This window comes from Thiothrix fructosivorans (assembly GCF_017349355.1).
In the GTDB taxonomy this organism is placed as follows: domain Bacteria; phylum Pseudomonadota; class Gammaproteobacteria; order Thiotrichales; family Thiotrichaceae; genus Thiothrix; species Thiothrix fructosivorans.
The window spans coordinates 1007390-1022639 of sequence record NZ_JAFMPM010000006.1 but is presented as its reverse complement, the minus strand read 5'-3'; the positions used below and the strand labels follow the sequence as shown (position 1 = coordinate 1022639).

5 protein-coding genes and 1 pseudogene are annotated in these 15250 nt (G+C 43.4%); 2 read left to right on the top strand and 4 right to left on the bottom strand.

What is annotated here, in order from left to right; all coding sequences use genetic code 11:
* Positions 1–116: 116 nt before the first annotated feature.
* The 3 genes and pseudogenes from J1836_RS08270 to J1836_RS08260 form a co-directional block, all read right to left on the bottom strand.
* Positions 117–530, bottom strand: a complete 414-nt coding sequence (locus J1836_RS08270; protein WP_207250661.1) for a type II toxin-antitoxin system VapC family toxin — start codon at positions 528–530, stop codon at positions 117–119.
* Complete coding sequence (locus tag J1836_RS08265) at positions 527–778, bottom strand: hypothetical protein (RefSeq protein ID WP_207250655.1); 252 nt, start codon at positions 776–778, stop codon at positions 527–529. Before J1836_RS08265 ends, J1836_RS08270 begins: the two co-directional genes overlap by 4 nt.
* A 63-nt stretch (positions 779–841) precedes the next feature.
* Positions 842–2189: pseudogene (locus J1836_RS08260) on the bottom strand (DUF3362 domain-containing protein); the annotation flags it as partial.
* Between the two features lie 296 nt (positions 2190–2485).
* Here J1836_RS08260 and J1836_RS08255 point away from each other — a divergent pair.
* Together J1836_RS08255 and J1836_RS08250 are read left to right on the top strand one after the other, a co-directional pair.
* On the top strand, positions 2486–9970 hold the full coding sequence (locus J1836_RS08255; RefSeq protein ID WP_207250653.1) for a sacsin N-terminal ATP-binding-like domain-containing protein: 7485 nt from the start codon (positions 2486–2488) through the stop codon (positions 9968–9970).
* A complete protein-coding gene (locus J1836_RS08250; protein WP_207250651.1) occupies positions 9967–12609 on the top strand; it encodes a DEAD/DEAH box helicase in 2643 nt (880 codons plus the stop codon). The genes J1836_RS08255 and J1836_RS08250 overlap by 4 nt, the downstream gene beginning before the upstream one ends.
* A gap of 11 nt (positions 12610–12620) precedes the next feature.
* Here J1836_RS08250 and J1836_RS08245 read toward each other — a convergent pair whose 3' ends face one another.
* Complete coding sequence (locus J1836_RS08245; protein ID WP_207250649.1) at positions 12621–15005, bottom strand: YgiQ family radical SAM protein; 2385 nt, start codon at positions 15003–15005, stop codon at positions 12621–12623.
* Positions 15006–15250: the final 245 nt, after the last annotated feature.

Below are 15250 nucleotides of genomic sequence, written 5' to 3'. Positions count from 1 at the left end.
AATCGTTTACCTATCAAGGGAGGCAGATGATGATATTACGCTTGTTGGTTTGAAGCTATCTACCGCCGCTCTGCTTATGGCTAGGCATGGGGAGTAGTGTCTTAATGCCTAACTGTTCAAATAATCACATCAAACGCCCGCAACTCATGTCCGACTGCCACGCGATAAACAAAAAAGTCATTGCGATCAACGGTGAATACACGATTTGTTCCCAGCCGTTGTGCTGCCACAACCAATGACGCATCGGCGAGATCCATCGGGCGGTCAATGTACTTTTCCATTAGGTTCAATGCGGTACTGAGGGCAGATTCATCCATAAACCAGACGCTTAAGGCTTTGCGCTCAATGAACTGGCGCAACGCTTTGCTGCCTTGGCTATCGGGGGATAACAGATGAAATACTTCGGTCAATACTGGAATGGTTGTGATCAGCGGCTCACGGATGGTTTTCAGCAAACCGCTACAATGCTTGTGGTAAGGGTCTTGCGGGTCAAACAGGGCTACCAATGGCCCGGTATCCATTAAAATCATCGGGCGTGCTTTTTCAGCAGCAGTTCACGGATTCCCTGCTTCGCCCGATTCGACGGTACTTTGGCGTAGCCGCCTTGCCCCAAATCCAGTGATTGGTAGATGGCAAACGCATTCGGCACTGCCTGTTGCTCAAGCACTGGGGCAGAGCGGTACTTGGTAACGATGAACTCCACAAAGTGCAGGATTTCCCGCTGAATGCTTTCCGGCAGGTTGCGTGTCTGGTCAACAATCTGGTCAAAAGTTTGCATGGTATTAGTCTGCAAGTGGTTAATGCTTAACAGTATACGCCGGACGCAAGCTGGGGCAAGAGTCTATCGATCGCTACGCTGTTTGGGCTTCCCCGTCGGCTTCGGTTTGCCGCCAAAGTCTGAGCGTGGCTTCGACGGCAACCCCGTATGCTGCGTCAACACCTTCCCACTCTGCGGCTTACCCGCATTCGGTTTCGCTGCCACTTGCGCAGGCTTCCCCACCCGCTTCTGATGCTCCCCGCCCTTATTCTTGCGCCGATGCGCCTCATACACCAACTGTTCCTCACCCGCCTTGTAATGCGGGATCAACTGGTTCTCGCCATCGCCGATCAGTTCCTGCCGCCCCATCTCTGCCATCGCTTTGCGCAGCAGCGGCCAGTTTTTCGGGTCGTGCCAGCGCAAGAACGCTTTGTGCAGCTTGCGCTGTTCCGGTGATTTCGCCGTTGCCACCTTTTCGCTCTTGTAGGTGACTTTGTGCAGCGGGTTTTTGTCGGTGTGGTACATGGTGGTGGCGGAGGCCATCGGTGAGGGGTAAAACGCCTGCACTTGGTCGGCGCGGAAGCCGTGTTTCTTCAGCCACAGCGCGAGGTTGAGGGGGGCGGCGTTTGAATTCGTCATACGCGCCGATGCCCGGTTTCATCATTTTGGATAGGGGGCCGGATTCGGTGTGTTCCGGTGCAATTTTTAAATAGCCGCCGACGTGGTGTGTCACCAATTCTTTGACGTATTCGGGGTCTTTGATGGCAAGGTCATAGCGCACCCCTGAACCGATCAGGATTTTCTTGATACCGGGTAAGGTACGCGCTTCGCGGTACAATTCCTTCAATGCGGCGTGGTCGGTATTGAGGTTGTGGCACACGTCGGGGTAAACGCACGCAGGTTTGCGGCACGCGGCTTCGATCTTCGGGTCTTTGCAGGCGAGGCGGTACATATTCGCGGTGGGGCCGCCAAGGTCGGAAATTACCCCGGTAAATCCCGGTACTTTGTCGCGGATTTCCTCGACTTCGCGGATGATGGATTCTTTGGAACGGCTTTGGATAATGCGCCCTTCGTGTTCGGTAATCGAACAGAAGGTGCAGCCGCCAAAGCAGCCGCGCATGATATTCACCGAGAAACGAATCATGTCATAAGCGGGGATTTTTACGCCGTTATAGGACGGGTGCGGCAAGCGAGCGTAGGGCAGCCCAAACACGAAATCCATTTCGGGCGTGGTCAGCGGAATCGGTGGCGGGTTCAGCCACACGTCAAGGTTGCCGTGTTTTTGCACCAAGGCGCGGGCGTTGCCGGGGTTGGTTTCCAAGTGCAGCACGCGGTTGGCGTGAGCGTACAAGGCTTTGTCTTTGCTGACTTTTTCGTAAGACGGCAGGCGGATCACGGTGGTGTCGCGGTCTAAACGGGCGCGGGGGTGGAAGATCAGCTTGTGTTCGTCGGGGCGTTTGCTGCGCGGGTCTTCGTATTCAAACCACTGCACATTGCGCTTTTCGACTTCGCATTCACTCATCTCGGTGGTGTTGAGGTAGTGGAGGATCACTTTGTTGCTCAAAGGGGCTATTAGCCTACCTCATTCGTGAAGGTGTTTGATGGAAATTTTCCAAATCACGGAAACGATGTTGGTTGAAATTTATTTTTCTGACTAAAATTGTCTTCTGTAATAGGTAATTTTTATAGATAATCACCTTACCTCTTCACAGCGATGGATAAACAAGTATGACAGCTCTCACCAATGATAATATTAGCGACATCAAGAAAAACCTCAGTGATCGTTACAAATCAGATTTTCCTATCATCAAAGAGCTAATCCAAAATGCCGATGATGCCAAAGCACCTCGCTTTGTCTTTGGTATTCATAGTGGAATACCTGATTGTAAACATCCATTGTTGCAAGGCGTAGGCTTATGGTGCTTCAATGATGGTGAATTCAAAACTGCTGATAAAGAATCTATTGGCTCAATGGGGATTAATGCTAAAGCAGGTGAGAGTGAACCAATTGGTAAGTTTGGTTTGGGGATGAAAAGTGTTTTTCATTGGTGTGAATCATTTTTGTATATTGCATTTGATAAAGAAAAATCTATTAATTGCTCGGATTTAATAAATCCTTGGAATAATCATAAAGATAATTACCCACATAAAAACTGGGAAGATGATTGGGTTAATTATGAATCAGAAGACATACGAATACTAAAAAATGAGTTTGCTGGACTTATTAATAAAGAAAGCTCATGGTTTTTGTTATGGATTCCATTAAGGACGGAGTGTCATCTAAAAATTCCAAATCGAACAGATAAAAAATATAGCAGCATTACACCTAATCGCCCAGGTGATAAGTTAGAAGAACTGAATTTTCTGACCAATGAAAACCTATCAATACAAATAGGAAAATTATTACCTTTATTAGCCAACATCAAAGAAGTTAGTTTTCTTGTTAATATGGAAAATTGGAAAAAATATGAGTTTACTATTCATTTAGATATAAAGCCGCGATTGATTAAACCAGATGGAGAGAATAGCGTTACTAGTATTGGGAAAATAAAAATTGGTACTATTGTTGAAATGCCAATATGGGGAAAAAGAAATCGAATAAATCAATGCGGTACGTTATTTGATAAATTAAAACACCATCAATATTGGCCAGAAATACGTTATATAGATAAGGAATATGGCGAAGAAAAGACAAAAGAAGATAAATCTAGTGCAGAAGGAGCTATTCTTATTTCTCATCAAGATGGAGTGTCAGGAAAGCTTACAATGCAGTGGGCAGTATTTTTACCTCTTGAAGAAAAGACCCATATTAAAGAAGTTAAAATACCTAATAGCTCCCGACATTATCATTTTGTACTGCATGGTCAGTTTTTTATTGATGCGGGGCGACTTGGAATTCATTCTTTCGATAGTCTCAGCAAGCTATGTATAAACATAGATGATGTAAAAAATGAGCAATCACTACGTCAAGTTTGGAATCAAGCATTAGCTCAGGAAATGTGTTTCCCTTTGATTTTGCCAGCATTAAATGAATATATTAAAGCCAACCAACTCAAAAATAATGAAATCGAAGAACTCACTATAGCGTTTAAGCAAGCACTAGAGGGCTTTGAGTATCTAAAATTTATTTGCAATGAGTATAGTTGGTTTCGTGAGTTATTACCATCTGGCAGTCAATGGCGATTACATAAAAATAGTGATGCAATAAATATTCTGCCTTTGCCTGCTCCGCCTCAAGATTCAACCAAACGCCCGTGGGAAGTGCTGCCTTGTTTAGCAGAATTGCAAAATACATTTTTTGCAGATAATAATAGCACGGCTATATCTGTAGCACATTACCAATGGAATGAAGAAAGTATTTTATCTATTTTGCAAAAACCATCGGCTAGCTTATTTGCTGAATCTATTCAGTTAGATTATTTTAATGACTTTCTCAGTCTCATTAATCCTCAACTTGGTTTTGGAAAGGTACAACAAGCCTTATTGAAATTTATTCGAGAAGCCATTAGCCATCATGGACAACAACGACTTAGACACAATAAGACTAAAATTGCCAGAGTATTAGAGCATGTTCCTGCTGAAAAACGCTGGCGATTTGGTGCTCTTGAAGAAAAATCACAATCAAATATTAGTGATGATATTTTAAAAGCATTATGGCAATGTGAAGGAGAAATTCTACCCATACCTGCTTTCCTTGATAGCAATGATAAATCTGCACAAGGAAAACCAACAAAACAAGCAGCAGAACAATGGTTGAAATCTTTGCAGGAATTTAAACCTGAAAAAATATTGCATTTAACGAAGACTGTTTTAAAAGATTTAGATAAAAATGATTGCTTACTGCTCATTAAAGAAAATCAAGATTGGAGAATTATTTCTGCTTATGATGCGAAACAAGACAAAAAAATAGTAGTTAGCTATCGAGAACTATCAAAATCAAACGAAAAGTCTTTACTGTTTTCATTTGCAGGAAAAGATATGCATGAAAAAATAAAAGTACTATCTAATTGCTTGTCGAGTTCTTTGGTTTTAGCGATTGATGCAGAGTATAATGAAATACTTTTTGATAAAATTTTACCTAAAGAAAATGAAGATGAAGCAATATTTAATGCGTTAGTGAAATCTGATGAAAAATTGAATCCAGAACTATTGCCGAGGAAGAAAATATTAGAAATCTGCCAAATCACTGACAAGGCTCATGTAATAAAAGGAGTCCGTTATGTCCTTCATGCGAATTGTGCATATAAAGATAATACTGATGCAGTTTTATGGATAAATGCTCACGATCAATCGTCAGCATGGGAAAAATTACAGCGCAAACTTATAGGTAATAATCATTGGCAAGTCATAGGGCCAGAACTGGTTAATGTGCTTTCTCGTAATACTTCGGGAATTCTTAGTATTAAAGAAATCAAACCTGATAAAATTCTAGAAGAACTTGAAAAGTTAGAGAGTCTTACATCATTACAAGCTGAAGATTTTACAACAGATGAACGTACTGAAATTCTTAATAAGATTGCTGATAAAAATTTCTGGTGTCGTTTGCCTTGGCACAAAACGGTTGATGGGCGCTGGGTATCCATTGAAGCCAATACTTATTTAAAAACATCGATTGAATTACCTAGCTCCTTGAAAGATGATATTAGTATTATTGAGCCTGTTAGTGAAATTTCTGAAAAGCAAAATTGGATTACCAAACTAGATGAACAAGTAGCTATCAGTATTGCACTAGATAGCGGTAAATCTAGCGAATATAACAAAGAAATTCTGACTTGGTTAGGTAAAGATAAACTCAATCTTGAGTCACAAGAAAAACTTAAATCTACAAAATGGTTGTTATTAAAAAACAATCAAATCTTGTCACCTAATGATATTATTACCATTACAGGACTGGAAGATGCTATTCAAAAATTGGCAGCATCCGCTAGTTATGCCTATGCCAGTGATAAAGACTTGCATGACAGCATTATTCAGCATTCTGCCTTTGACAAAAAAGTAAAACCTCTATTTTTTACTAAGTCAGAGTCGGTTTTGGAAACACTGGCTTTATTGATGAATGAAGTTTCCGCCTATGCAATTGGTTCTTTATGTGAGTCTGATGATATTGGCAAGCTGGCAAAGACTTTAGCGGATTGCGAATCTGCACCAAGCTGGGGAATTATTAAAGCATTACTTGATGTTAAAATTTCCAATGATGATCAAAAAGCAAAATTTACACTGGATGATTGTAAACGTCATTTGTTGGCTAATTTTAATAGGCTTCCTGAAAAAGAAACGTTAATCAATATATTCGACTGGTTGCAAAAGAAAAACTCCCAACAAGCACAATCAGCTTATGCTTTTTACTTGCGCCAAATGGTAGTGGCGGGTTATGTAGAGGAATTGCTACCTCAGATCAAGTTATTAGCGAAAGATGGTAAAAGCTGGAAACTAGCAAGTGAGTTGTGTATTGACGCACCAGGCGTTGATGATGCATTTGTATTGTGTGATGAACAACGCTCAATTCTCAAAAATCATTTAAATTATGGCAATGAACTGGTTGATAAGCAAACCAATGATTCATCTCAGTCAGCCCAGCTTGATAATTACTTGAAGTTATTTGAAGGCTTATCGAAAAACCAACTATTAGGCTTACTATTAATATTGCTTGGAAAATCAAAAGATAAACAAGAGCAAATAAAAGCCTATCTTAATCCTTTTCGTATTGATGAAATATTTAATAGTTTAAAGTGGAATCCACCTATATTAAACTCATTAAATATACTCAATTATGATTTTAAAATCACCCGTTCGTTTGAAGTGGAGAACAAAAAATCATGCGAGTCAGCTCTAGTCAACGGATTACATATTAAGTTGGAGAAACAACAGAAAAATAGTAAATTCGCAGAGACCAATAATATACTAGGTAATAGAACCACCTTTAAATTAAAAGAAAATATAGATAATCTCTTTATAGATAAAAGCAATCTATTTATTGATAAAAAAGAGCAAAAGGTTAGCACTAGATTATACTTATGGGATAACAAATCAATTTCGTTAAACAATAGCGAACATGCAAACAAAATAGTAAGAGAAACATGCCGTTGGTTATGGACTGAGCTTTACCTACAAGATGAAGACAGTCTAAATAAGCTATTTGATCAATTATCAGAAAGCCATCAATTAGATATTGATGTTACTCGAAGAGTTATCTTCAAACATATGGTTCCATACCTAGATGAGTTATTAAATGCGAATAATGAGTCTCCACTAAAAGAATACTTGAGTGAAGCCAAAAATATAGAATTTGGTCTTGCTATTAATGAAAAAAGCAATAATCAAGAAGAGAAAGAAAAACTAGAAAGAGAATTAAAAATCAATCAAGAAAAGATAATTATTAGCTTAAAAGAATTAAATGTCCATAATTATATTCTTCGTAAGTTAAGAGATAAACTATCTGATTATCAGTATGAGGCAAGTAGCATACCATTTGAATTATTTCAGAATGCTGACGATGCTGTACTGGAAATGAGGCGATATTTACAAGAAGAAGACTTTGATAATAAAACTAAGCATTTTAATATAAAGCTTGAAGGAAATGTACTTTATATTTCCCACTGGGGAAGACCTATTAATTATCGTGGAACTTCAGAAGTTCAAAAAAAGTGGCCTCACTTTGCTTACGACCTAAAAAAGATGCTTACACTTTCGGCTAGTGGAAAATCTGATGATACTGGAGTGACTGGTCGATTTGGCTTAGGCTTTAAAAGCGTTTTTTTAGCTTGTGACTCACCCAAAATTATCAGTGGAGATTTAAAAGTCAACATTGTAGCAGGTTTTCTTCCTGAGGTTTGGGGTGGGGATGAATGTATAGAAGCAGTCAACATTTTGATAGAGCAAACTAATAATCCACGTTATCAAGGGACATTAGTAGTTTTACCATTGAGTAACGAAGCGCAACCAGCCGACGTGCTATCTCGTTTTCAGAAACAGCAAGCCATGTTGTGCCTGACAGGAAAGATGCTACGTAGCATTGTGATCAATGATATTGCTGTTACATGGCAGCCAAATCATTTGAATGCTAGTAAAACCTTAGAGTTCGGCGGACTAGATGGAAAACACTACTTAGTATTTCGTGATCAATTAGAACAGGGTTATGTAGCTGTTATCTTTCATGTTTCCGCCCGTGGTTTTGAGCTTTTGACTGATGAAACGCCTTCTTTCTGGGTAGTGGCACCGACTCGTGAAACGGCAAGTGTTGGTTTTGTTATTAGTGCGCCATTTCAGATTGATGCAGGACGCGGAAAATTAGCAGGTGCTGGTACACACGACGATCAAAACAAAGCTTTAGCGGAACAACTTGGCAAACGATTCGGATTTGCCTTAGCTGATCTTTATAAAATGGATTGGGCAGTGCTGATGCCACAATTGGGATTGGCTGAAGATGTGTCAAAGGCTGAATGGTGGACATCACTTTGGAAACAATTTTCTGACAGTGACACTTGGAAAAAAGATGATGCACCTTTTCACTTGGCAAAATCTTTCGTTAAGTCATTGTTATTGTCATGGTCTGAAAACACAAGGTTGATTCCTAATGGTTTGCCTCAAGAACAAGCAAGATTGGTTCAAGCTGACAGTATTAGTCATTCTATTCCTGAAAATTGGCATTCAAGTAATGCACTTCAGTATTTAAGAGGATGGGCTACTTTTGATAAAGCGTATCCAAGCAATAAAGTTGTTACTGCTTGGGTTATGCAAATTTGGCGGGAGCTTAGGCCAGATTCGAGAATTTCTGAACTTGGCTTGGGCAATCTCATTGACCTCATCGAAGATAAAAAATGCAATGTAGAACTTGCTGATAAATTAGGTAGTTTCTTTGCTATTGTTTATCAAGATGAAAAACCAACTGATAACGAAAAAAATCAGCTTAGTGACATACAGTTCTTATCAAAACAAGACACTTATCAGCCATCTGGTAAACTGCTGTCAGCGCATGGAGCAGACAAAGAAGAAAAACTTCGAGTTGCGTTTGCACCTGATAAGCATGTGTTATCTGATACCTATCAAGAAAATGGTAAGAAATTTTTTAGGAATTGCCGCAAACAAATGGACTGTGCGGAAGAATTAGAACAATGGTTTATCAGTGCATCGGCTGAAAAACAAGAAGCAGCATTACGATACATAGCAAAAAGTGATGATGGACAGAAATTAGCAGATAAGGTAAGAAATCAAAGAACAAGTAAATGGTTTGATAAAACATCCTTGGAAAGTCTGATAAAAACTTGGGATGATAATGACAAAAAAATAATTCGCCATCGACTTCAGTCAGATAGTGATGTGAGCCTTTCGCCTATTGTCTTTTCATCACCACCTGAACCTCCAGAATCCCAAGCTAGCCTAGCTCAAATTCATCAATGGTGGGAAGAAGAAGGACGCAAATACTACCGAAATAAGTATTTATCTCAGCTTTATCCGAGAGGCGAAATACCTAATCTCACCATCCATGAAAATGGTGATTACAGCCGTCAAGGCTGGATGCTCCTCTTGAGCATTGGTGTATTTCAACGTCTTGGACGTGTGCGAGATTTTGGTACAAAGGGATTTATAGAATACTTGCAGCACAAAGGCTGGTGGGACACATTCTGCACAAACCCCAAAGAAAATGGTGAGGGATGGCTGAATATGCTGTATGAATACTCTGAAAGCCAAGATTACGATGAAGAGTATAGTTACTGGATGACCATGTTACCGAATTTGTTCAAGGTTGCATTGAACTTAAATAGCTATGTCACTTTATTTGAAGGTATTCAATATCGCCAGCAAGAAAATATACCAAACGTCTTAAATCCCAACCTTGATCCCTTACTACAAGGTTCTGGCTTCGGACATATTTCACCGATTCGTCGAACGCTGCGAAAAGGCTTCAGTCTGGTTGTGCGTGAGCTACTGAGAACGGGGATTATTGATACTAAAGAGGCTCACGCTCACGCTTATATGGCAGCTCCACGTGTTCAGCGAATACTAGCCCAGCTTAGCGATACTGATTGGGAAACTTATGAAGAAAGTCTTACAATTTACCAATTACTTCTTGACAGCTTAGGTGAGGAAAAAGCAACGTTTGGTGGAGATTTTGATATTCCATTGCTCGTTCTTGCCAGTAATAAAGATTTATTAACTAAAATTTCTGGCATAAAGTTAGAAGAAGATGACGAAGTAGAAGGACTGTTTGAATGAGCACCCCACAAGTCAACCATCCTAAATTTGGTTTAGGCACGGTTATCCTCGACAATGGACAAACCAAAATCATCCGCTTCGACCACGGTATTGAAGAAGTTCCAAGCAGTGAACTGGAAACACGCCTAAGCGTCCGAGAAGCCTTAGTCTCAGGTCATTTTTCTTCGCCGCTAGAAACAGTTTTACGTGCTCAAGCTGCCGCTATCCAATCCATCAATATGTCGTGGGGAGTATTCTCACGCTCCCGCATTAAATTGTTACCGCATCAATTATGGACGTGTCACCAAGCCCTGCGTCATTGGCCTATCCGCAAATTAATTGCCGATGATGTAGGTTTAGGTAAAACCATTGAAGCGGGTTTAATTCTATGGCCACTAATTTCTAGCGGAAAAGTAAAACGCTTATTAATTCTGACACCTGCCCCTTTAGTGGAACAATGGCAACAACGTATGCGTGAGATGTTCGACATACGCCTAGCCATTTACCGCCCTGAACTGGATCGTGGTAAGGCGGATTTCTGGAATACGCATTCTCAAGTCGTCGCATCACTTCCCACACTCCGTGCAGATAACAATAACCGCCATGAACGCTTACTAGACTCTGAGTCTTGGGATTTAGTCGTCGTTGATGAAGCGCACCATTTACATGCCACCGAGACCACAGGAAAGACACTAGGGTTTAAGCTATTAGAAAAAATGCAGGAACACGACAAAATTACCTCTTTGCTGTTATTCACGGGTACACCCCACCGTGGAAAACCCTACGGCTTTTGGTCATTGATGAGCCTGTTGGATAACACACTGTTTAATCCCAGTAAGAAAGACATTGAGCAACTTACCCATTTATCCAGTTTTCTTATTAGAAACAACAAACAAAAAGTAGTGGATATGGAGGGCACTCCTTTATTTAAGCCTATCCAACAATACCCTGAAACTTATCAATACAGTGAAGATGAAGCAGCGTTTTACCAATTGATGACACGATTCATACAAGCAGGTCATGCTTATGCTTCTAATCTGAGTAGCAAAGGGCGTGGACAGGTCACGCTCGTCTTGATTGCCTTGCAGAAACTGGCTTCTAGTTCCGTTGCGGCGGTTTTGGCTGCACTGCAAACGCGACGTAACAATTTGCTTAAACAAGCAGGAGAATTACGTAAGGAAGTTGAGGAAGGTGATGCACTTGACCTTGGTGAAGAACATAAAGCTGATGAGATTGAACATCTGTTTGAAAGCTGGATTAAAGCGGATAAAAAATCCAAAATTAATCTCATGGAAAATGAAGTTCAGCACCTTGAACAACTCATTCAATCTGCTAAAGTCGTTACTCAAGAAACACGTGTGCAACGGATCATTGATATTACCAAAGAGCGATTTAATGCCAGACCAGTACTGATTTTCACTGAATATAAAACGACTCAAGCATTGATCGTCTCATCTCTGATTAAAGAGTACGGTGCGGAGGTCGTTGGTTTTATTAATGGTGAAAATACACTGCGCAATATCCGCTATCCCGATGGCTCAATTAAACAACTGAATGCGACCCGTGATATTGCCGCAGACCAGTTCAATTCAGGGAAGCTCAAATATTTAGTTTCAACTGAAGCGGCAGGGGAAGGTATCGACTTACAAAAGAACTGCCATTGTCTGATTCATGCAGATTTGCCTTGGAATCCCATGCGTTTACATCAACGGGTGGGGCGTTTGAACCGTTATGGTCAAAAATATCCGGTTGAAGTCGTGTCATTACGCAACCCTAGCACAGTTGAATCCAAAATCTGGAGAAAACTGGAGGAAAAAATTCGTTCTATCATGTTGGCATTGGGCGCAGCCATGACAGAATCGGAAGATTTGATGCAATTGGTCTTGGGCATGGCATCCCCTGCACTGTTTGATGAATTATTTACAGATGCAAATAGCATTTCTGCTGAATCACTGGATTCATGGTTTGATGAAAAAACGCAAACACTCGGTGGAAAGGATGTTGTTCAAACTGTTTCAGAACTGATTGGAAAAGCTCAAAGTTTTGATCTAAGTGGCTTGAAAGGCGTACCTAAACTTGACTTGGCAGATTTACAACCATTCTTCAAAGCAATGCTCTCTATGAATGGCAATCGCTTAAGTAAGAATCAAGAAAGAGGTTTTGATTTTATAACGCCTGATAACTGGCGGAAGAAATCGCCTGCTATCAAGCGACGCTATGAGAAAATGCTATTCAGCCGAGAAACATATCCTGATAGTGACATTATGGGAGTTGGGCATCCGATGATGGATCAAGCAATTGGGCAAGCGATTGACTTTAAGTCGAGAGTGACGTTCTTGCCAACACTAGATGCCTCTATCTATATTTTTTCAATTATTGATAGAGTAACAACTAGCGAGGGACAAGTTAATTCTGTATTGGTGGCTGTCCGTGCTAGTGAAAGTTATGAATTATTGAAAGACGAGTGCTTATTACTAGAGCTTAATAAGACATCCCCTCTCGAAAAGGAACTAACATCAGAGATTCCAAATGAATTTGCGGTTGACGAATTGGACAAGGCAAAGTTATTCGTCACAAATAATTTAGGGAAACTAAATTTGCCATTTAGTTATCCTGAAGTTACCGAGCATAGTGTTTTTTTAGCTCACCTCTCCGGTTGAGTGTGTAGATATTACCTACTTCGGTGCTTTGTATTCCCTGTAGGTTTCGGCTTACCGCCAACATCCGCCTGCGCCTTCGGCGGCAACCCCGTATGCTGAGTCAACATCTTCCCACCCTGCGGCTTACCCGCATTCGGTTTACTCGTTGTTGTTTGCGCGGGTTTGCCAGTATTGGGTTTACCAGCCGCTGCACTTTGCACAGGTTTACCATAATTCGGCTTCCCAGCCGTTGCAGCAACAGGCTTCCCCACCCGCTTCTGATGCTCCCCGCCCTTATTCTTGCGCCGATGCGCCTCATACACCAACTGTTCCTCGCCCGCTTTGTAATGCGGGATCAACTGGTTCTCGCCATCGCCGATCAGTTCCTGCCGCCCCATCTCTGCCATCGCTTTGCGCAGCAGTGGCCAGTTTTTCGGGTCGTGCCAGCGCAAAAAGGCTTTGTGTAGCTTGCGCTGTTCCGGTGATTTTGCGGTGGCGACTTTTTCGCTTTTGTAGGTGACTTTGTGCAGCGGGTTTTTGTCGGTGTGGTACATGGTGGTGGCGGATGCCATCGGTGAGGGGTAAAACGCTTGCACTTGGTCGGCGCGGAAGCCGTGTTTCTTCAGCCACAGCGCGAGGTTGAGCATGTCTTCGTCGGATGTGCCGGGGTGCGCGGCGATGAAATAAGGGATCAAATATTGTTCTTTGCCCGCTTCCTTGGTGTATTTCTCGAACAGGCGTTTGAATTCGTCATACGCGCCGATACCCGGTTTCATCATTTTGGACAGGGGGCCGGATTCGGTGTGTTCCGGTGCGATTTTTAAATAGCCGCCGACGTGGTGCGTCACCAATTCTTTGACGTATTCGGGGTCTTTGATGGCAAGGTCATAGCGCACTCCTGAACCGATCAGGATTTTCTTGATGCCGGGTAGGGTACGCGCTTCGCGGTACAATTCCTTCAAGGCGGCGTGGTCGGTGTTGAGGTTGTGGCACACATCGGGGTAGACGCACGCAGGTTTGCGGCACGCGGCTTCGATCTTCGGGTCTTTGCAGGCGAGGCGATACATATTCGCGGTGGGGCCACCAAGATCGGAAATCACCCCGGTAAATCCCGGCACTTTGTCGCGGATTTCCTCGACTTCACGGATGATGGATTCTTTGGAACGGCTTTGGATAATGCGCCCTTCGTGTTCGGTAATCGAACAGAAGGTGCAGCCGCCAAAGCAGCCGCGCATGATATTCACCGAGAACCGGATCATGTCATACGCCGGGATTTTTACGCCGTTATAGGACGGGTGCGGCAGGCGTGCGTAGGGCAGCCCGAACACGAAATCCATTTCCGGCGTGGTCAGCGGAATCGGTGGCGGGTTCAGCCACACGTCAAGGTTACCGTGTTTTTGCACCAAGGCGCGAGCGTTGCCGGGGTTGGTTTCCAAGTGCAGCACGCGGTTGGCGTGGGCGTACAAGGCTTTGTCTTTGCTGACTTTTTCGTAAGACGGCAGGCGGATCACGGTGGTGTCGCGGTCTAAACGGGCGCGGGGATGGAAGATCAGCTTGTGTTCGTCGGGGCGTTTGCTGCGCGGGTCTTCGTATTCAAACCATTGCACATTGCGCTTTTCGACTTCGCATTCGCTCATCTCGGTGGTGTTGAGGTAGGGGTTGATAATGCGGTCGATTTTGCCCGGTTGGTCGATGCGGGAGGAGTCGATTTCCATCCAGCCCTGCGGGGTATCGCGGCGGATGAAGGCTGTGCCACGCACGTCGGTAATGCTGGAAACGGGTTCGCCGGAAGCGATGCGGTGCGCGACTTCGACCACGGCGCGTTCGGCATTGCCGTACAGCAATAGGTCAGCAGCGGCATCCAGCAGGATCGAGGTGCGCACTTTTTCCTGCCAGTAATCGAAATGCGCAATGCGCCGCAACGAGGCTTCGATGCCGCCGATAATGATCGGCACGTCGGGGTAGGCTTCGCGGCAGCGGTGCGTGTACACCAGCGTGGCGCGGTCGGGGCGTTTGCCTGCCATGCCGCCGGGGGTGTAAACGTCGTCGGAGCGCGTTTTGCGGTCGGCGGTGTAGCGGTTGATCATCGAGTCCATATTGCCTGCCGCCACGCCGAAGAACAGATTGGGTACGCCCAGTGCCATGAACGGGTCTTTGGAATGCCAATCCGGTTGCGCAATGATGCCGACGCGGAAACCTTGTGCTTCCAGCATCCGCCCGATCACCGCCATGCCGAACGAGGGGTGGTCGACGTAAGCGTCGCCCGTGACGATAATAATGTCGCAAGAATCCCAGCCCAGCACGTCCATTTCCGCACGACTCATGGGGAGATACGGCGAGGTGTCGTAGCATTCCGCCCAGTATTTAGGGTGGTCGAACAGGGCGACAGGTACGTGGGGATTGGCGTTGGGCAGCATCGGGTGGCTTCAATAACGGGTGAAAGCGGCTATTCTAGCGCAGTTTGTGCGGTGCGTGTGGTTTGCTTATTATTGATGTGGGGTAAACAACTTACACCATGCTTTGGTAGACTCCAATAGGCGTTACTCGACCTTGCCAAAATTTGAATATTCTCACTCCGAACCTCCCCCCTCCCTAACCCTCCCCCCGCAAGGGGTGGAGGGGACAAGATCCTTGGTTCGCTTCATTCTTGCTCCCTTCACCC